The organism is Micromonospora rosaria (assembly GCF_001567585.1).
GTDB lineage: Bacteria > Actinomycetota > Actinomycetes > Mycobacteriales > Micromonosporaceae > Micromonospora > Micromonospora rosaria.
Window position 1 is genome coordinate 1 of record NZ_LRQV01000069.1, and the last position, 25417, is coordinate 25417.

Genomic DNA, 25417 nt, shown 5'->3' on the forward strand with positions numbered 1-25417 from the left:
GGGTGCCGGGCGCGGATGCGGGCCGGTGGGCGCGGGTGCCGGGGCGGCGGGTGGGTGCCGGGGGCTCGGTGGGGTGGCTCAGGCGAGCAGGGCGGCCAGCCAGGCACCGGTGAGCAGGGCCGGGCCGAGCGGCAGCACGGTGTCCCGGCGGACCCGCCGCAGGGCCAGCAGGACGAGCACGACCAGGCCGTTGAGCAGGTGCGGCAGGACCAGGCCGAGCAGTACCGACGGCCAGCCCAGCCACCCGAGCGGCAGGCCCAGCACCGCGCCGAGCTTGACGTCGCCGAAGCCGAGCCGGGAGCCGGGCAGCAGCGCCAGCACCACGTACAGCAGCGCGGAGCCGGCCGCCCCGGCCAGGACGGTGAGCAGCCGACCGGGCGTACCGGCGAGCAGCGCGGCGACGGTCAACCCGACCGCGCCGACCAGCCCGGCGGTCGCCACCAGCGGGTCCGGCAGCCGCAGGCAGGCCAGGTCCACCGCGCCGAGCACCAGCCCGACGACGGCCATCCCGAGCAGAGCGGGCAGCGCCGGATCGTCGTGCCGCGCCGCCGCGAGCCCGCCGAGCACGATCGCCCCGGTCACGACGGTCACCACGACCGGCGGTCCGCGCCGGATTTCGCAGTGGGCGCACCGGGTCGCCACCCAGCCGGCGGCACCGGACGGTACGGGCTGTCCGCAGGCCCGGCACGCCGACCGGGTCGGCCCGCCGACGGGTGCGGCCATCCGGTGGGCGAGGCCGGGTACGACGGCCCCGGCCAGCGCGCCGGCCACCGTGCCCACCAGGGCAGGCAGGAGCGCCCCCGGCAGGGCGGGCAAGAACCCGCCCAACACGGCAGGCAGGAACGCCCTCGGCAGGGCGGGCAGGAACCCGCCCAACAGGGCAGGAAGGAACGCGCCCGGCAGGACGGGCAACAGGCTGTCCAGCAGGGCCGGGGACACGCTGCTGCCCCACAGGGCAGGGAGCGGCGTGCCTGGCGCGGCGGGTGACACGGTGTCCAACAGGGTGGGTGGCAGGGCGGCGACCGGCACGCCCAGCGACATGGGCGGGATGCTACCGGCCCCTCGCGGCCACCACCGTCCCGTCGCTCCCCGCTGCCCCGTCGGTCCACCCGTCGGCCCCGCCGACCTGCCCACGTCCACCGACCCGGCGGGGCGGCATTGCCACTCCAGCGCGGTGTCGTGACCGGAGAGACGTGAGCTGATCAGTGGGTCACGCTACGGTGACCACGGCGTCGGCGTCACTTTCCGCATGCCGGCCCCTACCCACCCGGAAGGACGCGCATGGCGAACCACGGGCCACCGACCGGCGGCGGTCCCGACGCCTGGCGCTCCGGCGAGGCGTACGGCCCGCCGGAGCAGGCGGCGGGACCGGGCGGCCCGTGGCCGGGGTACCCGTACCCCGGGGACGAGCGGAACCCGGGCCGCCCCGGTGCCGCGTACCCGGAAACGGCTGCCCCCACCAGCGGGTACCCGGCCGGGGCGGGCCAGCCCGGCATCCCGTCGTACCCGGTGATCCCCTACCAGTCCGGCGGCCCGGGGCCGCCCCGGCGGCACCGGAGCCGGGGCCCGCTGATCGCGGTCGCGGTGATCTTCACGGTTTTCGTCGTCGGTGGCGTCTCGACGCTCTTCCTCCTGCGTCAGCGGGCCGAGGAGGCGTCGGTCACCAGCGCGACCGAGGCACCCCCGTCCCCCGCGCCGCCCACCGGCACACCGGAGCCGGGCGGTGCCGCGCCGGAATCGTCGGCCGACCCACGGTTCGTCAAGGTGGGGCAGTGCGTCCGTAACGACGGGCCGCTCGGCGGCCAGCCCAAGCTGGCGATCACCGAGTGCGGCCCGAAGACGTACGAGGTGCTGCGCCGGTTCGACGGGGCGACCAGTGGTGAGAAGGACGCCGAGGCCAAGTGTGCCCGGGTCGAGGGATACACCAACTGGTACTTCTTCGACAGCGAGTTGGACACCCTCGACTTCGTGCTCTGCCTGAAGCTCCGCTGAGCCGGCCGCTCCGCCGGGCCACCGACTGCCCACCCCTCCGACACCCCTTGAGGACGCGATGTCATCCTTCGGACCACCCGGCCCCGGCCAGCCAGAGGATCCGCACCAGCAGCCGTCGGCCGGCCCGCAGGAGCCGCCGCTGGACCCCACGCTGCCGCAGTGGGGGCAACCGCCCACCGGGGACGGCCGGCCCGCCACGGGGGACGCCGAGCCACCCACCGCGCCGCTGTGGAACCTGCCGCAGGCCGGCGGTCCGCCGCCACCGCCGCCGGGCCCCGGCCAGTCCGCGCCGTCCCCGGGCGGCGGCCACCCGCTGCCGACCTCCGGAGCCGGGTACCCGCCACCGCCCACCTCCGGGGCCGGATACCCGCCACCCGCTGCGGGCGGCTACCCACCGCCGACCTCCGGGGCGGGCGCGGGCTATCCGCCCACGTCCGGAGCGGGGTACCCACCGCCGCCCACCTCAGGGTCCGGCTACCCGCCGCCCAGCTCCGGAGCGGGTTACCCGCCGCCCACCTCAGGCCCGGGGTACCCGCCGCCGGCAGCGGGTGGGGCGTATCCGCCGCCGGGGTCGGGGGCCGGGTATCCGCCGCCGGGGTCGGGGCAGCCGGCCGGGCCGTACCCGCCCGGTGGCCCGTACCCGGCGGGTGCTGGAGCCGTGCCACCCGGCGCAGTGCCGACGCCGCCCGGTGACCCGGCGGGGACCTGGGGCCCACCGCCCGGCGGGACGCCGGGCCCGGCCGGTGGCCCACCCGGGGCGTGGGAACCGCCGCCGCCCGGGGGGTACGGGGCTGCGCCGGCTGGCGGCTACGGGCCGACGCCGGCTGCACCTCCGGCCCGGGGGAACGGTCGACAGGTGTTTCTGGTCGTCGCCCTGATCGTGCTGCTGGTGCTCTGTCCCTGCCTCGGCCTCGCCGCCTGGGGGGTGCGGCAGGCGCTGGACGACGGTGAGCGTGCGGCGGCTCCCGTGCCGACGGCAGCCGGCCGGCCCCCGACGCACCGGCCAGCCCCGACCCGGACGTCCCGCCGACCGGAGAGCCGACGGGGGAGCCGAGCGCGGCCCCGACCACGACCCGCCCGAGCACGGACGCGGGCGAGCGGTTCGAGCGGGGCGACTGCGTGGTGAACGACGGTACGGACCGCAACGCCGACCTGCGCAAGGTGCCCTGCGGGCCGAACACCTACGAGGTGTTGCTGCGGATCCCGGCCACCACGGAGGGCGCGCAGTGCCGGCGGGCGGCGCCGGAGTCGACCGCGAACTACGTCCACGACAACCCGGTGGACCTCCTCGACTACGTGCTCTGCCTCCGCCAGCGATGACCACCGCCAGCGATGACCTCCGCCGGCGACCGGGCCTGGTCGGCCCGCGGGAGGGACGGCACCGATGACAGGCAGGAGAGGCCGTTCAGGCCATCGGTAACCGGAACTAGGGATGTCTAGCGAAAAGCCTAGACATCCCTAGTTTCGGGTCGAGTGCGCCGGGCCGGCACCGGCCGCCGACCATCCCGCCGGGCCGAGCCGCCGACACGCCGATCGGAGCTTCTAGCCACATCTACCGTCGCAACTAGACGGGCCGATACGGTGCGAGACGTGGATCCGGTCCGCAACCCGTACGCACCCGGCGCCGGGCAGCGTCCGCCCGAACTCGCCGGGCGCGGGCGCGAACTCGACGTCTTCGAGGTGGTGCTGGAACGCGTCGCCCGGGGCCGCCCGGAGCGGAGCCTGATGCTCACCGGGCTGCGGGGCGTCGGCAAGACGGTCCTGCTGAACACCCTCCGCTCCCAGGCGATCGGGCGGCTCTGGGGCAGCGGCAAGATCGAGGCCCGGCCGGACCAGTCGCTGCGCCGGCCGATCGCCGCCGCGCTGCACATGGCGGTCCGGGAACTCGCCCCGCGCCACCGGGCGCCGGAGCGCATCGACGGCTTCCTCGGCGTACTGAAGGCGTTCGCCCAGCGCAGCGCCCCGACCGGGCGCGGCGGCACCCCGCCGAAGCTGCGGGACCGCTGGCAGCCCGGGATCGACGTGCCGGCCGCCAGCGGGCGGGCCGACTCCGGCGACATCGAGATCGACCTCGTGGAACTGTTCACCGACGCGGCGGCGGTGGCCACCGACGTCGGCACCGGCATCGCCCTGTTCATCGACGAGATGCAGGACCTCGGCGCGGAGGACGTCTCGGCGCTCTGCGCCGCCTGCCACGAGCTCTCCCAGCTCGGCGCGCCCCTGATCGTCGTCGGCGCCGGCCTGCCGCACCTGCCGGCCGTGCTCAGCGCCGCCAAGTCGTACTCCGAGCGGCTCTTCCGGTACCAGCGCATCGACCGGCTCGACCGGATCGCCGCCGACCAGGCGCTCTGCGCCCCGGCCGAGCGCGAGGAGGTCGAGTACGAGCAGAAGGCGCTCGACCTGCTCTACGAGTCCTCCGGCGGGTACCCGTACTTCGTCCAGGCGTACGGCAAGGCGACCTGGGACCACGCCCCGCGCTCACCGATCACCGCCGCCGACGTCCGGGTCGCCGCCCCGGAGGCGGAGGCCGAGTTGGCGGTGGGTTTCTTCGGCTCCCGCTTCGAGCGGGCCACCCCGGCCGAACGGGAGTACATGCGGGCGATGGCCGCGCTCTCCGGGACGTCCGGGGAGACCGGCGCGGGGCACCGGGACGACATGGACGCGGCGGTACCGACCGCCGAGATCGCCCGTTCCCTCGGCCGGAAGCCGGCCAGCCTCTCCCCGGCCCGGGACACGCTGATCAAGAAGGGGCTGATCTACTCGGGCGAACGCGGCACGGTCGCCTTCACCGTCCCGCACTTCGGCCGGTACCTGCGCACCCAGCCGGCCTGACCGGCCGGCCCGCCGGCACCGCCCGGAGACCGCCGGGCGCAGCGGGCCGAGACCCCCCGCCGCAGCGGGCCGAGACCGCCGGGCGCGGGGGTCAGACCTTGGACCAGGGTGGCGGAAAGATGACCTCGCCCCGGGGCGGCGGTGGCTCGTCGCTGGTCGTCGGCGGCAGCACCAAGGCCTGCCAGGGCTCACCGAGCCCGGACCACGGGCTGGTCAGCCCCAGCCGGTCGGCGGCCTCGAAGCCGAAGCGGCGGTAGAAGGCCGGGTCGCCGAGCACCACCACGATCCGTTCCCCCAGCTCGGTGGCGGCGTCCAGGGCGGCCTGCACCACCGCCGTGCCGTGCCCGGTCCGTTGCCGGTGCGGGGCCACCGCCACCGGGCCGAGGGCGAGGGCCGGGAAGAAACCGCCACCGGTACGCACCCGGACCCGGCTGAGCAGCGCGTAGCCGACCACTTCGCCGCCGTGCTCGGCGACCATGGCCGCTTCCGGCACCCAGGCGTCGCTGCCGCGCAGTTCGTCGACGAGCCGGACCTCGGGCGGGACGGCCACGTCGGGCCGGGCGAACGCGGCGGCCAGTACCCGCCGGACCGGGCCGGCGTCGGCCGGGCCCTCCGGTCGGAGCCGCAGGCTGGTCACCTCCTGACGGTACTCTCTGCTGCCGGTCCAACCGCGACGGTGACCCCCTTTCGGCGTGGCGGGCCCGCGCTCCGGACGCCGGCCGGGTGTCCACGTCCGCCGGATCGGCGGTTGGAGGGGTGACCGACGCCGCGACGGGGTATGACTGATCCATGAAGCCCGTGCGCACCCTCGCCCGCGTCATGTTGAGCGGCATCTTCGTGGTCAGCGGCGCCCGCAACCTGCAGAACCCGAGCCGGCTGGTGCCGGCGGCGAAGCCGGTCACCGACCGGGTCGTCCCGCTGATCGAGCGGACCTGGCCGGCCGTCCCGACGGACACCGAGACCCTGGTCCGGGTCAACTCGGCGGTGCAGCTCGGCGCCGGCCTGATGCTGGCCACCGGCCGGTTCACCCGGCCGGCCGCGCTCCTGCTCGCCGGCACGCTGGTGCCGACGACCGCCGCGGGTCATCCCTTCTGGAGCAACGACGACCCGGCCCAGCGCACCCAGAACCAGATCCACTTCCTGAAGAACCTCGGCCTCTTCGGTGGGCTGCTACTGGCCGCCGCCGACACCGAGGGCAAGCCGGGGCTACGCTGGCGGGCCGGCCACCGGATCGGCCACTCGCGCCGGTCGGTGCAGCGCGCGGTGCGCACCGCGCGCCGGGAGGCCCGGATCGCCGTACGCTCGGCCGCCGCCGCCCGGCGACTGCCGGGCTGACCCCGCGCACCACCGGCGTCACACCACCGGGGCCAACCCGCACCCCTCTCACCTGCCCATACGTCACCCCTCCCGGACCACCACCCCCACAGGCCGCGAAACACCTGAACCAACCCTTAGGCGTTAACGCGGCGGAAATGTCGCAAACATGTGTGGGATCGGACACGGTCGCATAACGCGGGAGGCAGAGACGTGAGGCACCGTTCTAGGCTCCGCTCAGGACCTGGACGGCAGGATCGATCGTGGTACGGGGGTGGCGACGGCATGCCGGCGACCGTCGGGAGACGGGCGGACCGCCTCGCCCACGTCCAGCGGCTGGCCCGACGGATCGACCGGCGTACGGTCGTGCGGGCCGGGATCGTGGGCCTCGTGGCGTACGCCGCCTGGGTGGCCGTCGGCCTCTTCGGCCGGCCGTACAACTTCTTCGACATGAAGATCTACCACGGCGCCGTGGTGTGGTGGGCCAGCGGCCGTGAGCTGTACGAGTTCATCTCCCCCGGGACGACCCTGGGGTTCACCTACCCGCCCTTCGCCGGGCTGCTCATGCTGCCGATGGCCCGGATCCCGATCGGGGTGGCCGGCCTGCTCAACGCGGCGGCCAGCATCGCCGCGCTGGCCGTGGTGCTGGCCGGGCTGCTCCGCCCGATCGTGGACCGGCTGGGCTGGCCGCTCTGGTTCACCGTCGGCGTCGCCGTCCCGCTCGCGGTCGCCATCGAGCCGGGCCGCGAGACCCTCGGGTACGGCCAGGTCAACCTGCTGCTCTTCGCACTGATCATGGCCGACCTGATCGGCCTGCGCTGGCGGTCACGGCGCGGCACCCGGCTCGATCCCGCCGCCGGGCCGCTGCACCGGTTCGTCTACAGCGGCGCCTGGGCCGGGGCCGGCATCGGGCTGGCCACCGCGATCAAGCTGACCCCCGCCCTCTTCATCGTCTACCTGGTGATCACCCGGCAGTGGCGGGTGGCGGCGACCGCGATCGGCACCACGATCGGCGTCACCATCGGCAGCTTCGGTCTGGTCGGGCCGGAGGCACGGGCGTACTTCGGCGGGGTGCTCTGGCAGACCGAGCGGGTCGGGGCCGCCGACATGACCCCGAACCAGTCACTGGCCGGGCTGCTGGCCCGGCTCTACGACTCGATCGAGACCCCCGGCCTGCTCTGGCTGGCCTTCTCGGTGCTGATGCTGGCGCTGGGGCTGTCGAGGGCCGCCACCTCCCGGGCCGACGGCGACGAGTTGACCGCGTTCACCCTGGTCGGGCTGACCGCCAACGTGATCAGCCCGATCTCCTGGACCCACCACCTGGTCTGGGTGATCCCGGCGATCATCGTGCTGGCCGACGCCGCGGTACGCCGCCGCGAGGCGAGTCGTGGGCTGGCCCAGCGGGCCACCCCACCGTCCTCGTACGGCGGGCTGCCGGGGGTGAACGGGCTCCGCCCGCCGATCTGGTACCCGGCGCTGACCGGGCTGCGCCACGGCGTGGCGGCGGTCGTGTTGTACCTGCTCTTCCTGGTCTCGCCGATCTGGCCGTACGAGCACCAGCTCCCCGAGGTGTCGCACTACCAGGACGGCCTGTTCGGCGCGCTGATGGAGAACTCGCTGGCGCTGGCCCTGATCGTGCTGGTCGCCGCGCTGCCCTGGCGGCCGGGGGCCGAGCCCGCGTTCTACACCGACCGGGCCGGCCGCCCGGCGCTGACCACCGCCCGCCGCAGCACCGTCCGGCGCTGACCCCACCGGGTCGTTCCGGCCCGGGGCCGCCCCACGCCCGGCCACCGCTGACCGGGGCGCCCTCGGGCCACCGGGCGGGTGGTCAGGGGCAGTTCACCCACTCCTCGGTGCCGTCGGCGAAGACCTGCCGCTTCCAGATCGGCAGCCGCGCCTTGACCTCGTCGACCAGCCGGGCGCAGGCGGCGAACGCGGCGGCCCGGTGGGCGGTGCTGACCGCCGCGACCAGCGCCACGTCCCCGATGGCGAGCGGCCCGATCCGGTGCGACACGGCGACCGCGTACACCTCGGGGTCGGTGGCGATCTCCGCCGCGACCTCGCGGAGCACCTCGGCGGCGCTCGGGTGGCCCTCGTACTCCAGGCTCACCACCGCCCGGCCGTGGTCGTGGTCGCGGACCACACCCTCGAAGGAGACGACCGCGCCGGCCCGGTGGTCGGCGACCGCCGCCTCGTGGGCGGCGGGGTCGAGCCGGTCGGTGGTCACCGCCACGGTGACGGTCGACGTCATGGACCCGGTCACGTGGCACGCTCCCCCGGCAGCAGTGGCAACGGCACGAACGGCACCCGGTCGCCCGGCTCGCCCGAGGTGTCCGGCGCGATCACCACGAACCCGTCCGCCGTGGCCAGCCCGCGCAGCATCGCCGAGCCGACGTGCCGCACCGGGTACGCCGTCCCGGTCACCCGGTCCAACCGGGCCAGGGCCAGGTGGGTGTACCGCCCCCGGCCGGGTACCGGCTCGGCGAGCGTGGTGTGCGGCAGCACCGGCAGCGGACGGCCCTGAAGTCCGGCGAGCAGCGGCGCGACCAGCGAGACCAGCGCGACGACGGCGGACTGCGGGTTGCCCGGCAGACCGGCCACGAAGCGGACCCGCCCGTCGTCGGAGGTCACCCGGGCCAGCAGCATCGGGAAACCGGGCCGGACCGCGACCGTGTTCACCACGTAGTCCGCGCCGAGCGCCGCCAGCGCCGGGTGGAGGTGGTCGACCGGCCCGTTCATCGTGCCGCCGGTGGTGCAGACCAGGTCCGCGGTGCCCAACGAGGTCCGCAGCGCCGCCACGTGCGCCGGCAACGTGTCGGCGACCGGGCCCACCACGTCGGCGGCGCGTACCTGGCAGCCGTACCGGCGCAGCCAGGCCGGCACCGACGGGCCCAGCGCGTCGCGGACCCGGCCGGCGCCCGGCGGGCCGGCGGTCAGCAGTTCGTCGCCGAAGACCAGCAGCGCCGCGCGGGGTGGCCGGCGGACCCACAGGCTGTCCTGGCCGCAGGAGGCCGCCAGCCCGACCAGGGCCGGGTCCACCGGGGTACCGGCGGGCACGAGTTCCTCCCCGGCGGCGGCCTCCTCACCGGGCAACCGCCACTCCGGACTCGGCCGGGGCGTGCCGGTGACCAACCCTTCCGGGGTACGGGTCGACTCCTCGACGCGCACGATCGCGGTCGCCCCCGCCGGGACCATCGCGCCGGTGGCGATCTCGACGGTGCTGCCGTCGTCAGCCAGCGGAGGCGGGGCGCTGCCGGCGAGGACCCGGCCCACCACCCGCCACGGGCCCTCGCCGCGCACCGCCCAGCCGTCCACGCTGGAGGTCGGGAAGGCGGGCAGGTCCGTCCGGGTGGTCAGCGGCTCGGCGAGGGTGTGCCCGTCCACCTCGGCCAACGGCCGCAGGGTCGCCGGGAGCGCGCCGGCCAGCCCGACCGCGTACACCCGGGAGCGGGCCTCCGTCCAGCCGGCCGGTGGCGGGGCGACGAGCGGTTCGGTCGCCGATGCGGACTGCATACGCACACCTTTCGAGGTAAGGAAGGGCCCCTTCTTAACGCATTCTGTTGTACAGGGGCCCCTTCCTAACACCGGGAGCCGCGACCTTACCCGGCTGCGGCGCGGGGTGGGTGCGGCGCGGGGTGGGACACGCGCGGGGCGGGTCAGTGGTCGCCGCCCCGGAGCTGGTCCACGGTGTGGGCGAGAATCGGGCCGAGCACGGCCAGGCCGTCCCGGGCGCCGCCGGTCGAGCCCGGCAGGTTCACCACGAGCATCCGGCCGGCCACCCCGGCCAGCCCCCGGGAGAGCGCCGCCGTCGGCACCTGCGCCCGGCTGTGCGCGCGGATCGCCTCGGCGATGCCGGGGATCTCGTAGTCGAGCAGCGCCCGGGTGACCTCCGGGGTCCGGTCGGTCGGGGTGACGCCGGTACCGCCGCTGGTCAGCACCACCTGCATTCCGTCGGCCTGGGCCGCGCGCAGCGCGACGCCGACCGGCTCGCCGTCGGGTACCACGATCGGGTCGTCCACCGTGCAGCCGAGGTTCCGCAGCCCGGCGACGAGCAGCGGGCCGCTGGTGTCCCGGTACACCCCGGCGGCGGCCCGGTTGGAGGCCACGACCACCCGGGCGCGGATCACGGCCGTTCCTCCGGCCGCCGCCACTCGCCGGTCTTGCCACCGCTCTTGCTCAGCACCCGGACGGCGTCGACCGAGGCCGCCGGGTCGACCGCCTTGACCATGTCGACCAGGGCGAGCCCGGCGACGGCCACGGCGGTGAGCGCCTCCATCTCCACCCCGGTCCGGTCCGCCGTGCGGGCGGTGGCGGTGATCTCCACGCTGTCGGTGGTGAGCCGCAGGTCGACCGTGACGCCGTGCAGGGCGATCGGGTGGCAGAGCGGGATCAGGTCGGGGGTGCGCTTGGCGCCCATGATGCCGGCGAGCCGCCCGACGGCGAGCGCGTCCCCCTTGGGCAGCCCGTCCCGACGGAGCAGGTCGACCACCTCGGGCGTGGTCCGCAGCCGGCCGGCGGCGACCGCCTCCCGGCCGGTGACCGGCTTGGCGGTGACGTCGACCATGCGGGCCGCGCCCGCCTGGTCCACATGGGTGAGCTGCGCGGGATCGGTCACGGTCGGCAAGCCTAACGGTACGGCGGGCACCCCGGCACCCGTCCGGCCCGCACCACCCGCCGCGACGGCATTTTCACCGGTACGTAAAGACCGCCGCCCCGGCGCATTGTTCGGCCGCCAACCGTTTCCCGGCAATTCAACAGGGATCAATCAGATGTCTCGCTCGGCAGAGCACCCGAACACCCCGAGTGGCGGAGGTGATCACCAGGTGGGCAGGATGCGAACATGGGCTGGCCGCCCGAAAGAATGGCGGTCGGGGGGCCACCTCGGGCGGCGGCGTCGGTTGTCCCGCCACGGGCTGGTCGCGGAGCGACATCTGCCACCGCGTTCCGTTCTGCACACATGGACAGAACGTGACAAATAAAGCCCATCTTGGCTAATGTTGCCCATAACGACATTTATTTCTTCTAACCGGGAAGAACTTCCCCTAATCTGCTCCCAAGACAGAGGCGCCCTCTTTCTTCGAACATCCCGAAATTGGCGCTGGGCGTGAAGGGAGCGACACGATGCGTGGCACCGACTGGGGCTGATCCGGAAAAGCGGCCGATCGAGCCGTTAGACTTACGTGCCCATCGACGTGGCACCTCTGGGAGTGGCGTGACACTTTCCCAGCGACGAGGCAACGAGACCGATAAGCGGCTACGGCTGCTCGTCGGTCTCGTCGTCGGTCTCGCCCTCGTCGTCCTCGCCGCCGCCGTCCTGCTCGCCCTGGGCTCGCCCTTCCCGACGTCGACCGTCGACGGGGCGACCCTGGTGATGCTGACCTTCCTGATCGTCGTCGGGACCCTGGTCACCATCCGGATCCGGATCCGCTCGACCAACCAGCTCATCAACTGGAGCGAGACGGCGATCATCATCGGGGTGGCGATCGCACCCGCGCCGTGGGTCATCCTCTGCACCGCAGTCGGCATCGCCCTCGCCTACCACCGACTGCCCCGGATCAAGCTGGCCTTCGGCGTCGGCAAGAACGTCCTGGTGGCGTTCGGCGCCGCCGCCGTCCTGACCGCCCTGGACTGGCGCTGGCCACCCGAGCACGCCCTCGACCTGGTGGCCCCCCTCTCGGTGGCCTACCTGGTCGCGGCGCTGCTCGACGACCTCCTGGCCATTCCCGTCATCGCCCTGGCCACCGGCAACCGGATCACCCGCCAGTTCCGCACCGACCTCGACCTGCGCATCGCCGGATTCGCCGCCCGCTTCGTGGTGGCGGTCTGCACCCTGATGCTCCTCTGGGCCGACCCCCGGCTGCTGCTCGCCGTCCCCCCGCTGGTGCTGAGCCTGCACCTGGCCTACTCCGCCCGGGTCCGGGCCCGGACCGAGCAGCAGGCCTGGCAGCACCTGGCCCGCGCCACCGACGCCCTCAACGTGGTCGAGGTGGACCGGGTCCTGACCACCGCCGTCACCCAGGCCGCCGAACTCTTCTCCGCCGACGAGGTCGAGATCCACCTGCACCAAACCGGCCGGACCGTGCGCGGCAGCACCAGCGGAATCAGCCACGACGGCCCACCCGAGGAGACCACCACCGGTACCGGCACCACGGTGCCGATCACCCTGGAGGGCCACGACCGCACCGACGACATCGGCGTGCTCCGGCTCCGCTTCCGGGGCCCGGTACGGCTCTCCGAACGGGAGCAGTACACCCTGCGTACCTTCGCCTCCGCGCTCTGCACGGCGGTCCGCAACGCCCAGGCGTACGCCGAGCTGGCCCGGATCTCCGAGGAGCACGCCTACGCCGCCAGCCACGACGCGCTCACCGGGCTGGCCAACCGACGGCACCTGCTCGACCAGGGCACCGAACAACTCAGCAACCGCCACGCCGACGGGGTGACCGCCCTGGTGCTGATCGACCTGAACCACTTCAAGGAGGTCAACGACACCCTCGGGCACGCCGCCGGGGACCGGGTCCTCGTCCAGGTCGCCGAGCGGCTCCGGGCCGCCGCCCGCCCGGACGACCTGGTGGCCCGGCTCGGCGGCGACGAGTTCGCGGTCCTGCTGCGCGGCCTGCCCGCCCCGGCGGTCGCCGCGCACCGCGCCGAAGGGCTGCTGGCCACGCTCAACGAACCCTTCGAACTGGACGGCATGCGGATCAGCGTCGAGGCCAGCGGCGGCATCGCGGCACCCGGCACCAGCGGCGGGATGCCCGAGCTGCTACGCCGCGCCGACGTCGCCATGTACCAGGCCAAACGCAACGGGCAACGGATCTCCACGTACGCGGCCACCAGCGACACCGCCGACCTCGGCCGGCTCACCCTCGGCGGCGAACTGCCCCGCGCCGTGGCCGACCAGGAGTTCACCGTCAACTTCCAGCCCATCGTCGACCTGGGCACCGGCGAGGTGATCGGCGCGGAGGCGCTGGCCCGCTGGCACCACCCCACGCACGGCCTCATCGACCCGCTGCGCTTCCTGGAGGCGGTGGAACGCTCCGGGCTGCTCCCGGCCTTCGCCGACGCCATCCTCGACCAGGCGCTGCTCGCCGTCACCGGCTGGCGCAGCGCCGGTTTCGACCTGCCGGTCGCGGTGAACGTCTCCCCCCGCAGCCTGCTCGACCCGCACTTCCCCACCTCGGTCCTGGCCCGGCTGCGCGCCCACGACCTGCCACCGGACCGGCTGATCCTGGAACTGACCGAGACCCTGACGCTCAGCCAGCTCGACGTGGTCGACCAGGTGCTCAGCCGGCTGCGCGAGTCCGGCATCCAACTGGCCCTCGACGACTTCGGCACCGGCTACTCCTCGCTCTCCCTGCTCTCCCGGATCCCGGTCCACGAGCTGAAGATCGACCGCAGCTTCGTCACCGCCATGGAGACCTCGGCCGAGGCCGCGGCGGTCATCCGCTCCACCCTCGACCTGGGCCGCAGTCTCGACCTCACCGTCGTGGCCGAGGGGGTGGAGAGCGAACCGCAACGCCGCGCCCTCTGGGAACTGGGCTGCACCGCCGGCCAGGGCCACCTCTTCGCCCGACCGATGCCGGCGGGCGCGCTCCTCGCCGCGTTCCGGCGCGGCTCCGGCGGGCGCCCCGGCACCCTCGCCCCACCCCTGCACGACGCCGGCGCGGTCATCCGCCTCGCCCCCGGCCGCCGCCACCCCGCCCGCGCCCGCGCCGACCGCCAGCCCCACCTGCCCGCCCAGGGCTGACCACCGGGACGCGGGCAGGCCGAGCCGGCACGACGGGCGGGTCACAGGGGGGTCTGCCAGACTGGCCGGCGTGACCGTCGCCGCCGAGCAGGGCTCCCGCAGTCGCTGGCGGACGCTGGACCGCTCCGGCGGCGGGCTCCACCTCGACCTCCTGCTCTACACCGGCTCGACCGCGTTCGCGGCGGTCACCGCCGGCACCTCCACCCTGCCGCCGCACCGGGCCTGGGGGGTGGTCGCCACCGTCGCGTACCTCTGCGCCACGCTCGCCGTCGCCGGCCAACTCCTCGCCCGCCGCCACCGGCCCACCACCCCGCTCGCCGGTACCGCCGCCCGCTGGGTGGTCACCACCGCCGCCTGGTTCGGCGCCGCCGTGCTGCCGCTCGTCCTGCAGAGCGTCGAACGGGCCGCCGGAGACACCGACCGGGCACAGGAGGAGGTGCTGGTCATCGAGGACTCCGGCATCCGGCTCGCCGAGAGCGGCACCCCGTACCTGACCCGGGAGGCCATCGCGGCGCTCCCCGCCGACGAACGACTGCTCGGCTACACCCCGTACCAGCCGGGAATGGCCCTGTTCGGGCTGCCCCGGGCGGCCGTCGAGGCCTGGTGGACCGACGCCCGGATCTGGTTCGCCCTGGCCACCGTCGCCGCCCTCGCGCTGGCCGTCCGGGCATTGTGGCGACCCGGCCGCCCCACCGGCCGCACCGGGCACCCGGCCAACCTCCTGCTGCGCGCGGTGCAGGTGGCGACCGTCCTGCCGATCTGCGCCCTCACCCTCGCCACCGGCGGCGACGACCTGCCCGTCCTCGCGTTCTGCCTGCTCGCGCTGACCCTCGCCGGCGCCGGCCGCCCCGGCGCGGCCGGCGTCGCGGTCGGCGTGGCCGGCGCGCTGAAACTGCTCGCCTGGCCGATCGCCCTCGTCCTGATCTTCTGGGGCGCCACCCGCCGCGCCGGCCTGCGGGTCGCCGCCGGGGCGCTCGGCCTGCCGGCGCTCGCCCTGCTGCCCGTACTGCTGGTCGACCGGGCCGCCCTGGTGGAGAACGTGCTCCGCTTCCCTCTCGGCCACGGCCTGGTCACCAGCCCCGCGCAGTCGCCCTTCCCCGGGTACCTGATCGCCGCCGCGCTGCCCGCCGGGCGTGCGGTCGCCGCCGCGCTCCTGCTCGCCGCCGGCCTGGCGATCGCCGTCCACCTCGTCCGCCACCCGCCCCGCACCGCCGCCGCCACCGCCCTAATCTGCGGGTACGGCCTGCTCACCGCGATCGCCCTGATGCCCTCCACCCGTTTCGGGTACCTGCTGTACCCGCTCGCCCTGCTGGCCTGGGCCCCCACCCTGACCACGGACCGGCCGGCGGGCTCTTTCCCGCAACCGGCTGGCACGGCACGGCGGCAGGGCGTAGACCTGAGAACATGACGACCTACCGCAACCGGGCCGAGGCCGGCGCCGTCCTCGCCGAACAGCTCTCCGGGCTGGCCGGCCAACCGGACGTCATCGTGCTCGGGCTGGTCCGGGGCGGGGTGCCGGTGGCCCGGGTGGTCGCCGACCGGCTCGGTGCCCCGCTCGACATCCTGGTGGTCCGCAAGCTCGGCATGCCGTGGGCCCCGGAGGTGGCCTTCGGGGCGCTCGGCCCCGGCGGGGTACAGGTGCTCAACGAGCAGGTGGCGGCAGGGCTCGACCCGGCCGACGTCACCGACGTCAGCCAGCGCGAACAGGCCGAACTGGACCGCCGCGAACGGCTGTACCGGTCCGACCGGCCGCCGCTGGACCTGGCCGGCCGGACCGCCGTCGTCGTCGACGACGGCCTCGCCACCGGCGCCACCGCCCGCGCCGCCGTCGCGGTGGCCCGCCGGCTGGGCGCGCGGCGGGTCGTCGTCGCGGTGCCGGTCGGCTCGGTGGAGGCGTGCGACCTGCTGGCGACCGAGTCCGACGAACTGGTCTGCGCCCAGCGGCCACCGGACTTCGGCGCGGTCAGCACCTACTACACGGACTTCCACGAGGTCTCCGACGGCGAGGTGACCGACGCGCTGGCGGCGAACAGGTGACCCGAGCGGGTACCTTCGGTTCATGCTCACCTGTCCCAAGTGCCACGGAGAAATGCGCCAGTACGAGCGCAGCGGAGTCGTCATCGACCAGTGCGGCGAATGCCGGGGGATCTTCCTCGACCGCGGCGAGCTGGAGAAGCTGTTCGAGGCGGAGGCGAACTGGAACCGGCAGCAGGGTGCCGCCGCGCCGCAGCAGCCGACCGCGCCGGGCGGGTACCCGCCCCCGCCGCCACCCCCGCCGGCCCACGGCGTCCACCCGCAGCACCACCAGCCCGGCCACGGTGCCGTACCCCCGCCGCCCCCGGCGCACGGCTACCCGCCGGCACCCGCCCACGGGTACCCGCCGGCCCCCGCGTACGGCGGGCACGGGCAGCAGCACTACGGCTACCACGGCCACTACCGGCGGAAGAAGCACAAGGGCTTCCTCGACGAGATGTTCGGCTGAGCCTCGCCGCGATCGGGCCGGCACCCCACCGGCCCGATCGCCGGAGCGTCCACACCAATGCCCATGCAGGGCGCTTGCACCCAGCTATGCCAAGCGAGCAGTTCGATCAACAATTATCCGAGCGGCCATCTCCGCCTTCCGGCGAAGGGACGTGGCGGCGTCGGCGTAGAGCAGTGAAGTGATTTTCACCGCCGGCCCGCAGGTGGTTCCGACCACGAAGATCGATTTGTGCGGCCGCACCGACAAGCCACGGACGCCGCGCTCTTTAAAGAACGTCAGAAAATACTCGAGCAGGATTCGGCGACCTACGAGCCTGAACTGAGGAAAGGACAGCGAAGGGTTCTTGGGGCGCTTGTAGATGCCCAACGACCCGTCCCCGTCAAAAACCCCACGCCAGAAGTCGCGGGATTCCACCAAAGCAGAATCCACGTGGTCTCCGTAACGCCCTAGGGCGATCAGACGGTCACATAGTTTAAAGGACCGTACCGAGAACTGGCAGGAATTGCGCAGATAGTTCGTGCCCGAGATGCTACTCGTGGACCCCAGGAAGGTGCGGAGAGCTACGAGTTGATCGCGGTCCCGCTCGGCCAGCCCGACGGAGAGCTGAGGCTTGTGTCCTTCTCGATAGAAAATGGAGCCATCTGCGAACAGAAACCCGATCCAGTAGCAGGCGTCGGGGGTGAGGTCATCGAATGCCTCCTCACGGAGGGTATGAATCTCCGACGCAGCGGCACGCCGCGCCGAGTCACCAAGCTCCGGACGGACGCGTCGCTGATACCGTAGCGCGCGGAGATTTGGGCCAACGTAGCGCCCCGCAGATACTCCTGAGCAAGTTCTGAACGCTGCTCTACCGTCAGCTTTCCAACCGTTCGAGCCGGCACCCCACGACGACGAAGGATGCCCCGAATGGCTTGACGGGTCACCCCATGTTCCTGCGCAATCGCCGTCAGACTTTCACCATTTGAAGCCCGACTCACCACCTCTTGTTTCTGATGCTCCGAAAGCTTGCTAATCCAGCACCTCACTCACACGATCGCCATGTCCACAAAACGAGACAGGTGAAGCTGTGCCGCCACAGTTATGGAATCAGTCGGACCATTTCTGTGTTTTGCAACAATAAAATCCGCCTCCCCGGCCCGAGGGGATTCCTTGTCGTAATAGTCGTCCCGATGTAGCAGAATGACGACGTCAGCATCTTGTTCGATCGACCCAGATTCACGCAAATCGGACAATTGGGGTCGCTTGTCGGTGCGCTGCTCGGGGCCACGGTTGAGCTGGCTGACCGCGATGACCGGGCACTCGACCTCCTTGGCCAGCAGCTTCAACCCCCGGGAGAGGTCCGCGACCTCCTGCTGCCGGCTCTCCGTCCGCTTCGGCGAGGTCATCAGCTGGAGATAGTCGACCACGATCATCTTGAGGTCGTGCTTCTGCTTGAGCCGCCGGGCCTTGGACCGGATCTCCATCAGGTTCATGCTCGGGGTGTCGTCGACGAAGAGCGGGGCCTCACTGATCTCGCCCATGCACCGGGCCAGCTTGGTCCAGTCGTCGTCGGAGAGCTGGCCGCTGCGCAGCACGTGCAGCGGCACCCGCGCCTCGGCCGAGAGCAGCCGCATGACGATCTCGACCTTGCTCATCTCCAGCGAGAAGATCGCGGCGGCCTGGTTGGCCCGGATGGCGGCGTTGCGGGCGAAGTCCATCGAGGCGGTGCTGTTGTGCGTCGGCACCATGCCCCGGCCCGCCAGGTACAGGTGGTCGGGGTTGTCCACGGTGACGCAGCGGACCGGCACGCTGGGCACCGGGCGGACGGCCACGACGTGCCGGATGGTCGCCGGGTCGACGTCGGCGGGGCCCCGGGCGGTGCCGGTGGCGGCGTGCGCCGCCCGCTTCCCGTCCGCCCGGAACACGACGTCCCCGGTGGCGAAGATCAGCCGGTACGGCTTCGGGTCGTCCGGCCGCAGGTCGAGCGTGGCCCGGTAGCCGAGGCCGACCAGCAGTTCCCGGACGTCCTCGACCAGTTCGGGCGTGGTGCCGGCGTACCGCACCTCCCCGGTCGCGACGACCGCGCCGGCGGTGTCCAGCAGGCCGGCGAGCAGGTCCCGCCGCTGCGTCTCGGCGGCGCGCAGGTAGTCGGGGGGGATGCGCCCGCCGGCCGCACCGTCGCCGAGGCAGGCCCCCAGCAGGTACGGCGGCACCACGAGGTTCCGCTCCGGAAGCTGGAGCGGAGCGCAGGTACGCACCATGTGGTTGGGCCGGCCGTCGGCGGTCCGCAGGGTCGCGGCGATCTCGGCGGTGGTGACCACCGACTCGTGGTGGCCCTCGGCGTCGACCAGGGCAGTCGCCGGGCCCACCGGGAGCCCGGCGCCGAGGGCGGCCTTGCCGCTTCCGGCCGGGGCGGACAGGACCAGGTCCGGGCGGCGGTCCTGGACGGTGCTCGTCACCCAGAGGTGTTCGGCGTCGGCCACGACGATGCTGCCGTCGGAGAACTCCACCTCGTAACAGGGGCGGCCGTGCCGGACCGCGAAGGCGTGGGTGACCGTGGTCGGGGTCCCGTCGGCGGCGAGCAGCCGGTCCCCGACGGCGACCTCGCCCATCGTGGTCCAGCCGTCGGGCGTGGGCAGCGGCGTGTCGAGCGCGAGGGCCTTGCCCAGACCGGGCCGGCCGGCCACGATGATCAACTGACCGGGGTGCAGGCCGTTGAGGAGCCGGTCCAGGTCGGTGAAGCCGGTCGGCACGCCGGTCATCACCCCGCCCTGGGCGCCGACCGCCTCGATCTCGTCCAGGGTCGGCTGGAGCATGTCGGCGAGGATGGCGAAGTCCTCGCTGACCCGCTTCTCGGTGATGTCGTAGACGGCCTGCTGGGCGAGGTCCACCACGTCGTCGACGTCCCGGCTGCCCCCGGCGGCCGTACCGTAGCCGAGCTGGACGATGCGGGTGCCGGCCTCGACGAGTCGCCGCAGCACGGCGCGTTCGCTGACGATGCGGGCGTAGTAGCCGGCGTTGGCGGCGGTCGGCACGGCTGCCATGCAGGTGTGCAGGTAGGGCGCTCCACCGATCCGGCCCAGGTCGCCGGAGTCGGCCAGGGCGGCGGCGACGGTGATCGCATCCGCCGGCTCGCCCCGGCCGTAGATCTCCAGGATGGTGTCGAAGATGGTGGCGTGCACCGGCCGGTAGAAGTCGGTGGCCTTGAGGATCTCGACCACGTCGGCGACGGCGTCCTTGGACAGCAGCATGCCGCCGAGGACGCACTGCTCGGCGGCGATGTCCTGGGGCGGCGTCTTCTCGAACTGGCCCTCGCGCTGTGCCGGGGCCGGCCCGTTGACCCGTGGTTCCGTCCGCATGTCGTCGGTGACCGACACGGGTCCCCCCTCCGCAGCGTCGGATCGGTCCCCGGCTCGACACCGGGGTGTGGCAACTTCCGACCGACCGGCCCGCTCGATCGGGGGCCATCGCACGGCCGGTCCGGGGGGTAACCATACGGAACCCGAGGTCAGGGACTCAACATGGCCGGTGGACGAGTCTCGGGACAACCTGTGGACAGCGGGCACCTAGATGTGCGCAGGGTGTGCACAGCCTGTGGACAACCGTTGGGGAATTCGCCGACGCACGCCCGTGACCTGTTGCAACTCGATCCCCACCCTGTGGACGAGGATTTTCCGCTCAGGTCGGGGGCCGGATCGTCCCGTACTATTCCTGCAACGGCGACACCTGGACAGCGGGTTGCACTTTCGGTTGAGAAGGGTCACGCTCCGGCCGTGAGCTACCGGGACTGGGGACGTGGGGAGGGCAGCCCCCGCGAGCCGATCGCTGGGTGGGCCGGCTCCGGCGATCCGCGCCCGGCCGCCTCCGACGCCTCGGATGCCGCCGACGCCTCGGCACGGTACCGCACGCCGAGCCGGCGGCGGGCCATCGAGCGGGGCCAGGACGAGCCGGTCGACGCGTACCTGCCCCGGTGGGCGCTGGAGTCCGGCGTCGAGCGCGCCGACGGCGGTGGCCGGCACGCGGCGGCCCCCGACGACGAGCCGGTACGCCCCCGGGGCGGGCGACGCCGGGCGGCGGAGGAGCCGGATGGGCGGCGGCCGGCGACCGGGTCCGTGGGCGGGCGACGCCGGGCGGCCGAGCCGACCCTGCGGGACGAGCCGGTCTCGGGGGTGCCGACGGGCTCCGAGCACACCCGGGAGTGGACCTTCGACCGCCCCCAGCAGGACGGGTACGTCGGGAGCCGGCGGGCCGAGTCCGCCGAGGACGACCCGGTGTCGGGGGTAACGCCGCGCAGCCGTCCGCGCCGGGCGACGTCCCGGCGGCCCGAGGTGGTCTGGAGCGGCCTGACGGAGTCCGGTGAGGGCGAGCCCCCGGCCTTCGCCGAGGGGGGCGAGCCCTCGGCCCCCGCCGAGGACGTGGCCGCGCCACCCCGCCGGAGCCGGCGCAGCCGGCGGGCCACGGCGGAGTCCGGGTCGACGCCCCGGTCGGCGTCGGGGACCTGGCCGGGGTCGGGCACCTGGCCGGGTTCGGGGCGCCGGTCGCGGTCGGCGGAGTCGGGCCGGGACGGGACGGGACGGCGGGCGGCGTCCGGTGATCCGGCCGACCAGCCGCCGGTCGACCCGTGGGACGTGTCCGGCCTGCACACCTGGCAGCGGTCCGGGGCCGGCGACGACCGTGTCGACAGCACCGGCCAGTGGGACCGGTTGACCGACACCGGCCAGTGGAACGCGGCGGACACCGGCCGGTGGGACCTGGACGACGACACCGGCCAGTTGGCGCGGCGGGCGGCGAACCGCTGGGCACGGCTGCCCGGCCCGGACGGCTGGGCGGAGGCTGACGAGTTCACGGTGGCACCCACCAGCGGGACCGGTTCGCCGGTCAGTGGTGGCTGGGACGATCCGCCCCGCCCCGGCGGCGTCGACGGCGGCTGGTCCGGTGCGGATCGTGGTGAGCGCGGGGACCGTGACGACCGGGCGGATCCGGTCCGGCCCCGGTCGGTCGACGGTGGCCGGGTCGGGTCGGCGGAGCGGGGCACCGGTTTCTGGTCGGGTACCCGGCTGTCGGGGGACGACCCCCGCTGGGCGGAGCCGCCGCCGTCCGCGCCGCAGTCGCCGGTGGTCGGCTACCCCGCGTCCCGGCCGGCCACGATCCCCCGGCGGCGGGCCGCTGCGGGGCAGACCCGGGCGGCGGCCGGTCGGCGCGCCGCTGCGGCGGCGGCCCCGTCGTGGTCGCGGCGGATCGAGGAGGACCTGCTCGACCCGGACCAGTCCGGGCCGTTCCGTCCGCTGGTCTACACGGTCGCCTGCTACCTGGTCCCGGCGTTCCTGGTCTTCCTGTGGCTGTTGACCCTCGACGGGCAGGCGCCGGCCGGCTGCGTCACGGACATCACCGGTGGTGGCTGCGCCTCGCCCCGGTCGCAGGCGTTCGGCTCGCTGGTGTCGGGCACCCCGCGCTTCGGCCTGGCGCTGGCCAGCAGCCTGGTGGTCGCGGAGTTGCTGCGTCGGGTCGGCACGACCTGGCGTCCGGCGACGATCGCGCTGGCCGCGGCGGTGATGGGCGGTGGCCTGTCCACGGTGATGATCAGCGTGGTGACCGGGCAGCCGATCGGTTGACCAGAGGACCGGCGGAGGCCGGTCCGGTTCGAGCGGGACCAGCCCGGACCGGCGGGGCTTCGGCCTGTCCCGGCCCATCCCGGCTCCCGGCCCATCCCGACGCCGTTTCCACCCCCCGACGCGACCGGGCCCGCACCGTGGGGTGCGGGCCCGGTCGTCGTACGGCTCGGTGTCAGCCCTGCTGGACGTTCAGGTCGAACTTGGCCGTCACCTCGGGGTGCAGCTTGATCCGCACCGGGTAGGAGCCGGTCGACTTGATGTGACCGGCCAGCTCCAGCCGACGCCGGTCGAGGGTCGGACCACCGGCGGCCTTGACGGCCTCGACGATCTCGGCCGGGGTGACCGAGCCGAAGAGCCGCCCGCCGTCGCCGGCACGGGCCTTCAGGGTGACCTTCAGACCCTCGAGCTGGGTCTTCACCTCGGTGGCGTGGCCCAGGTCGCGGATCTCGCGCGCCGCGCGGGCCCGCTTGATGACCGTGACCTGCTTCTCCGCACCCTTGGTCCAGGCGATGGCGAAGCCCTGCGGAAGCAGGTAGTTACGGCCGTAGCCGTTCTTGACCTCGACGACATCGCCGGGGGCACCGAGGCCGGAAACCTCCTGGGTCAGGATGATCTTCATTTCGGTGCCTCCTCTCAGCGGGTGGTGGCCGTGTACGGCAGGAGCGCCATCTCACGGGCGTTCTTGACCGCACGGGCGATCTGCCGCTGCTGCTGCGAGGTCACGCCGGTCACCCGCCGAGCGCGGATCTTGCCGCGGTCGGAGATGAACTTGCGCAGCAGCGCGGTGTCCTTGTAGTCGATGTACGTGATCCCGTCCTTGTCGAGCGGGTTCACCTTCTTCTTCGGTTTGCGAAGTGCAGCGGCCTTGGCCATTGCTCGGGCTCCTGGTTTGCGATCGCGGGCGCTCGGCGCCATTAGAACGGGGGCTCCTCGTCGAAGTTGCCGCCGCCCGAACCACCGCGCGAGGGAGCCGGGGCAGCCGAGGCCCAGGGGTCGTCGAAGTTGCCTCCGCCGCCACCCTGGCCACCACCGCCACCACCGAAGCCGCCGCCACCGCCGCCGGAGCGGGACATCTTCTGCACCTTCGCCGTGGCGTAGCGCAGCGACGGGCCGATCTCGTCGACCTCCAGCTCGATGACCGTGCGCTTCTCACCCTCGCGGGTCTCGTACGACCGCTGCTTGAGCCGGCCGGACACGATCACCCGGGCGCCGCGCTGCAGCGACTCGGCGACGTGCTCGGCGGCCTGCCGCCAGACCGTGCACGAGAGGAACAACGGCTCGCCGTCCTTCCACTCGTTCGACGCGCGGTCCATGAACCGGGGCGTCGAGGCGACCCGGAACTTGGCGACCGCAGCCCCGGAGGGGGTGAACCGCAACTCGGGGTCATCGGTCAGGTTGCCGATGACCGTGATGGTGGTGTCTCCTGCCATGACCATCTCCTCGCGCACTCGTCAGTTCGTCGTACAGGCTCGCAGAGGCGTACGACAGCGCCGACGAGGCTGATCCGGGCGTTAACGGGATTGACTGCTAGCGCATCTCCGGCCGGATGACCTTGGTGCGCAGCACGGACTCGTTGAGCCGGAGCTGACGGTCCAGCTCGGCCACCGCCGCCGGCGTCGCCTGCAGGTCGATGACGGCGTAGATGCCCTCGGTCTTCTTGTCGATCTCGTACGCGAGGCGCCGGCGGCCCCAGACGTCGGTCTTCTCGACCGAGCCACCCGCGGTCCGGATCACGTTCAGGTACGTGTCGAGCGACGGGGCGACGGTGCGCTCCTCGAGGCTGGAGTCGAGGATCACCATGACTTCGTAATGACGCAAGACGTGCTCACCTCCTGTGGGCTATGCGGCCACGGTCCTTCCGTGGCAGGAGGTCGTGCGTCGCGGCCCGCTCCGGGACCAGGGGATCCTGACCGGACGCGGACAACCGGACCAGGATACCCGGTGCGGACGATCACTCTCCGAGGTGCCCGCCCGACCCGCACGACGCTCCTCCGGCGGGCCCTCGCCAGCGAGCCCCGACCGCGACGGCGACCCGCCCGCGCCGGCCCCCGGCACCCGGCACCCCGGGGGGCGGCAGGCCCGATCATGGCAGCCCGTCGGGGACCGGCCCGAGCGTCGCCTGCCCGACGGCGACAGGGGCCCGCCTCCGGCACCGAAGTGCGGGCGGGCCCCTGTCGACGGGACCGCGGGGCGTCCCGTCCGCATTCCTTGGGTGGGACCTGGGGAGGAACGACCACACCGATGAGGTTGGACCGAAGACGCCCCGCGGAGCTTTATTGCGTTGTTATCCAACGGTACAACGGGTCTCGTCACCTTGATGGGTAAATGCGGTAATTTTCTGGTAGACCCGTTCTGGTCGGTTCGAGGCCCGCGTCTCACGGTGGCGCGGCCCCACGGCCAGGCGGCTGCGCCGGCCACCCGAGTCGGCTGGCGCAGCCGACATCGATCTCTCTCGTCGTTCAACGACGGCATGCCCCGCCGGTGACGCGCACCCCGGACAACCGCCCGGCGCGCGACCCGAAACCGACACCGCCGTCATCCCGTGGCTGGGTGACGCGACGTAGGCTCGCCTGCATGCGCATCGGAGCCCACGTCGATCCGGCCGATCCACTGGCGGAGGCGGCCAGCCGCGCCGCAGAGGCCGTGCAGTTCTTCCTCGCCGACCCGCAGGGCTGGAAGGCTCCGGCGCCGCGACCGGACGCGGAACGGTTGCGGGCCGCCGATGTCGACCTCTACGTGCACGCGCCGTACGTGATCAACGTGGCCACGCTCAACAACCGGATCCGCATCCCCAGCCGCAAGCTGCTGCTGGCGCACGCCACGGCGGCAGCAACCATCGGCGCCAAGGGGCTGATCGTGCACGGTGGTCACGTCAACGCCGGTGACGACCTGGCGGTCGGCTTCGACAACTGGCGCAAGACCTTCGCGTACGCGGCCGAATCGGGTGGGTTCCAGGTGCCCGTCCTGATCGAGAACACCGCCGGTGGGGACAACGCCTGCGCCCGGCGGCTCGACGCGCTGGCCCGGCTCTGGGACGCGATCGGCGAGTACGGGGTGGGCTTCTGCCTGGACACCTGTCACGCGCACGCCGGCGGCGAGGAACTGCTCGGGCTGGTGGACCGGATCAAGGCGATCACCGGGCGGATCGACCTGGTGCACGCGAACAACTCGAAGGACGCGTTCGGTTCCGGCCGGGACCGGCACGACAACCTCGCCGGCGGCACGATCGACCCGGACCTGGTGGTCGCGGTGATCCGGGCGGCCGGTGCGCCGGTCATCGTGGAGACCCCCGGCGGCGCGGACCGGCAGGGCGAGGACATCACCTTCCTGCGGGACCAACTGGGCGCGGAGGCTCCGACCGCATGACCACCGAGCAGTCCGACGCGACGGGCGGCCACCGTCCCGCCACAGACACCGAGCCCGGAAAGCCGACGACGCCCAGCGACCGGGCCGACAGCACCG

25 protein-coding genes are annotated in these 25417 nt (G+C 73.6%); 11 read left to right on the plus strand and 14 right to left on the minus strand.

The features are described 5' to 3' along the window. Positions 1-78: 78 nt before the first annotated feature. Positions 79-1041 (minus strand): A24 family peptidase, encoded by a 963-nt coding sequence (locus AWW66_RS36015; protein WP_083978611.1) that lies wholly within the window; start codon positions 1039-1041, stop codon positions 79-81. A 453-nt stretch (positions 1042-1494) separates the two neighbouring features. Between AWW66_RS36015 and AWW66_RS18430 the strand changes: the two genes are divergently transcribed. Continuing rightward, entirely contained in the window at positions 1495-1992 is a 498-nt protein-coding gene (locus AWW66_RS18430; protein ID WP_067367855.1) for an LppU/SCO3897 family protein, read from the plus strand. 61 nt (positions 1993-2053) lie between these two features. Here the strand turns inward: AWW66_RS18430 and AWW66_RS18435 are convergent, their stop codons facing one another. Further along, positions 2054-2302, minus strand: coding sequence for a hypothetical protein (locus tag AWW66_RS18435; protein WP_067367799.1), 249 nt, complete (start codon positions 2300-2302; stop codon positions 2054-2056). An 812-nt stretch (positions 2303-3114) separates the two neighbouring features. On the opposite strand from AWW66_RS18435, the gene AWW66_RS36470 reads away from it, so the two are divergent. Further along, a complete protein-coding gene (locus AWW66_RS36470; protein WP_211271991.1) occupies positions 3115-3312 on the plus strand; it encodes an LppU/SCO3897 family protein in 198 nt (65 codons plus the stop codon). Between the two features lie 270 nt (positions 3313-3582). Then, the gene (locus AWW66_RS18445) at positions 3583-4824 is read left to right on the plus strand and encodes an ATP-binding protein (protein ID WP_067367802.1); all 1242 of its coding nucleotides are present in this window, start codon (positions 3583-3585) and stop codon (positions 4822-4824) included. A gap of 91 nt (positions 4825-4915) precedes the next feature. On the opposite strand, the gene AWW66_RS18450 is transcribed toward AWW66_RS18445, so the two are convergent. Next, positions 4916-5461 (minus strand): GNAT family N-acetyltransferase, encoded by a 546-nt coding sequence (locus AWW66_RS18450; RefSeq protein WP_067367804.1) that lies wholly within the window; start codon positions 5459-5461, stop codon positions 4916-4918. Between the two features lie 152 nt (positions 5462-5613). Between AWW66_RS18450 and AWW66_RS18455 the strand changes: the two genes are divergently transcribed. Together AWW66_RS18455 and AWW66_RS18460 are read left to right on the plus strand one after the other, a co-directional pair. Beyond that, positions 5614-6159: a DoxX family protein gene (locus AWW66_RS18455; RefSeq protein ID WP_067367807.1), complete on the plus strand. Its 546-nt coding sequence runs from the start codon at positions 5614-5616 to the stop codon at positions 6157-6159. Between the two features lie 264 nt (positions 6160-6423). Then, complete coding sequence (locus AWW66_RS18460; protein WP_067367810.1) at positions 6424-7884, plus strand: glycosyltransferase 87 family protein; 1461 nt, start codon at positions 6424-6426, stop codon at positions 7882-7884. 82 nt (positions 7885-7966) lie between these two features. Here AWW66_RS18460 and AWW66_RS18465 read toward each other — a convergent pair whose 3' ends face one another. From AWW66_RS18465 to moaC, 4 genes are all read right to left on the minus strand, one after another. Next, a complete protein-coding gene (locus tag AWW66_RS18465) occupies positions 7967-8389 on the minus strand; it encodes a molybdenum cofactor biosynthesis protein MoaE (protein WP_067367858.1) in 423 nt (140 codons plus the stop codon). An 8-nt stretch (positions 8390-8397) separates the two neighbouring features. After that, positions 8398-9651 carry a molybdopterin molybdotransferase MoeA gene (locus tag AWW66_RS18470; protein ID WP_067367812.1) on the minus strand — a complete coding sequence of 418 codons (1254 nt, stop codon included), beginning with the start codon at positions 9649-9651 and terminating at the stop codon, positions 8398-8400. A 143-nt stretch (positions 9652-9794) separates the two neighbouring features. Next, positions 9795-10265: a MogA/MoaB family molybdenum cofactor biosynthesis protein gene (locus AWW66_RS18475; RefSeq protein WP_067367814.1), complete on the minus strand. Its 471-nt coding sequence runs from the start codon at positions 10263-10265 to the stop codon at positions 9795-9797. Beyond that, on the minus strand, positions 10262-10753 hold the full coding sequence (gene moaC / locus AWW66_RS18480; protein WP_067367815.1) for a cyclic pyranopterin monophosphate synthase MoaC: 492 nt from the start codon (positions 10751-10753) through the stop codon (positions 10262-10264). Before moaC ends, AWW66_RS18475 begins: the two co-directional genes overlap by 4 nt. A 597-nt stretch (positions 10754-11350) precedes the next feature. On the opposite strand from moaC, the gene AWW66_RS18485 reads away from it, so the two are divergent. The 4 genes from AWW66_RS18485 (at position 11351) to AWW66_RS18500 (ending at position 16364) form a co-directional block, all read left to right on the plus strand. Beyond that, positions 11351-13882, plus strand: coding sequence for a putative bifunctional diguanylate cyclase/phosphodiesterase (locus tag AWW66_RS18485; RefSeq protein WP_067367818.1), 2532 nt, complete (start codon positions 11351-11353; stop codon positions 13880-13882). Between the two features lie 70 nt (positions 13883-13952). After that, complete coding sequence (locus AWW66_RS18490; RefSeq protein ID WP_067367819.1) at positions 13953-15290, plus strand: glycosyltransferase 87 family protein; 1338 nt, start codon at positions 13953-13955, stop codon at positions 15288-15290. Beyond that, positions 15287-15919, plus strand: coding sequence for a phosphoribosyltransferase (locus AWW66_RS18495; RefSeq protein WP_067367821.1), 633 nt, complete (start codon positions 15287-15289; stop codon positions 15917-15919). The genes AWW66_RS18490 and AWW66_RS18495 overlap by 4 nt, the downstream gene beginning before the upstream one ends. Before the next feature lie 22 nt (positions 15920-15941). Then, positions 15942-16364 (plus strand): TFIIB-type zinc ribbon-containing protein, encoded by a 423-nt coding sequence (locus AWW66_RS18500; protein WP_067367823.1) that lies wholly within the window; start codon positions 15942-15944, stop codon positions 16362-16364. A gap of 84 nt (positions 16365-16448) precedes the next feature. On the opposite strand, the gene AWW66_RS18505 is transcribed toward AWW66_RS18500, so the two are convergent. The 3 genes from AWW66_RS18505 to dnaB form a co-directional block, all read right to left on the minus strand. Continuing rightward, positions 16449-16793, minus strand: a complete 345-nt coding sequence (locus AWW66_RS18505; RefSeq protein ID WP_157527571.1) for a hypothetical protein — start codon at positions 16791-16793, stop codon at positions 16449-16451. Positions 16794-16924: 131 nt separating this feature from the next. Continuing rightward, positions 16925-17389, minus strand: a complete 465-nt coding sequence (locus AWW66_RS36475; protein ID WP_157527573.1) for a helix-turn-helix domain-containing protein — start codon at positions 17387-17389, stop codon at positions 16925-16927. Next, positions 17390-19720, minus strand: coding sequence for a replicative DNA helicase (gene dnaB, locus AWW66_RS18510; RefSeq protein WP_067367827.1), 2331 nt, complete (start codon positions 19718-19720; stop codon positions 17390-17392). 396 nt (positions 19721-20116) lie between these two features. On the opposite strand from dnaB, the gene AWW66_RS18515 reads away from it, so the two are divergent. Beyond that, on the plus strand, positions 20117-21955 hold the full coding sequence (locus tag AWW66_RS18515; protein WP_067367830.1) for a hypothetical protein: 1839 nt from the start codon (positions 20117-20119) through the stop codon (positions 21953-21955). Between the two features lie 172 nt (positions 21956-22127). Here AWW66_RS18515 and rplI read toward each other — a convergent pair whose 3' ends face one another. From rplI to rpsF, 4 genes are all read right to left on the minus strand, one after another. Continuing rightward, the gene (rplI, locus tag AWW66_RS18520) at positions 22128-22574 is read right to left on the minus strand and encodes a 50S ribosomal protein L9 (protein ID WP_067367832.1); all 447 of its coding nucleotides are present in this window, start codon (positions 22572-22574) and stop codon (positions 22128-22130) included. Between the two features lie 14 nt (positions 22575-22588). Beyond that, positions 22589-22828, minus strand: a complete 240-nt coding sequence (gene rpsR / locus AWW66_RS18525) for a 30S ribosomal protein S18 (protein ID WP_013289355.1) — start codon at positions 22826-22828, stop codon at positions 22589-22591. Between the two features lie 41 nt (positions 22829-22869). Beyond that, on the minus strand, positions 22870-23403 hold the full coding sequence (locus AWW66_RS18530; protein ID WP_211271992.1) for a single-stranded DNA-binding protein: 534 nt from the start codon (positions 23401-23403) through the stop codon (positions 22870-22872). Between the two features lie 79 nt (positions 23404-23482). Then, positions 23483-23773 carry a 30S ribosomal protein S6 gene (gene rpsF, locus AWW66_RS18535; protein WP_067367833.1) on the minus strand — a complete coding sequence of 97 codons (291 nt, stop codon included), beginning with the start codon at positions 23771-23773 and terminating at the stop codon, positions 23483-23485. Between the two features lie 756 nt (positions 23774-24529). On the opposite strand from rpsF, the gene AWW66_RS18540 reads away from it, so the two are divergent. Next, positions 24530-25321 carry a deoxyribonuclease IV gene (locus AWW66_RS18540; protein WP_067367836.1) on the plus strand — a complete coding sequence of 264 codons (792 nt, stop codon included), beginning with the start codon at positions 24530-24532 and terminating at the stop codon, positions 25319-25321. Positions 25322-25417: the final 96 nt, after the last annotated feature.

Bases quoted from the DNA above. Each gene is read 5' to 3' on its own strand.
- AWW66_RS36015 (WP_083978611.1), bottom strand. From the start codon at position 1,041: ATGTCGCTGGGCGTGCCGGTCGCCGCCCTGCCACCCACCCTGTTGGAC.
- AWW66_RS18455 (WP_067367807.1), top strand. From the start codon at position 5,614: ATGAAGCCCGTGCGCACCCTCGCCCGCGTCATGTTGAGCGGCATCTTC.
- AWW66_RS18460 (WP_067367810.1), top strand. From the start codon at position 6,424: ATGCCGGCGACCGTCGGGAGACGGGCGGACCGCCTCGCCCACGTCCAG.
- AWW66_RS18465 (WP_067367858.1), bottom strand. From the start codon at position 8,389: ATGACGTCGACCGTCACCGTGGCGGTGACCACCGACCGGCTCGACCCC.
- AWW66_RS18470 (WP_067367812.1), bottom strand. From the start codon at position 9,651: ATGCAGTCCGCATCGGCGACCGAACCGCTCGTCGCCCCGCCACCGGCC.
- AWW66_RS18495 (WP_067367821.1), top strand. From the start codon at position 15,287: ATGACGACCTACCGCAACCGGGCCGAGGCCGGCGCCGTCCTCGCCGAA.
- AWW66_RS18500 (WP_067367823.1), top strand. From the start codon at position 15,942: ATGCTCACCTGTCCCAAGTGCCACGGAGAAATGCGCCAGTACGAGCGC.
- rplI (WP_067367832.1), bottom strand. From the start codon at position 22,574: ATGAAGATCATCCTGACCCAGGAGGTTTCCGGCCTCGGTGCCCCCGGC.
- rpsR (WP_013289355.1), bottom strand. From the start codon at position 22,828: ATGGCCAAGGCCGCTGCACTTCGCAAACCGAAGAAGAAGGTGAACCCG.
- AWW66_RS18540 (WP_067367836.1), top strand. From the start codon at position 24,530: ATGCGCATCGGAGCCCACGTCGATCCGGCCGATCCACTGGCGGAGGCG.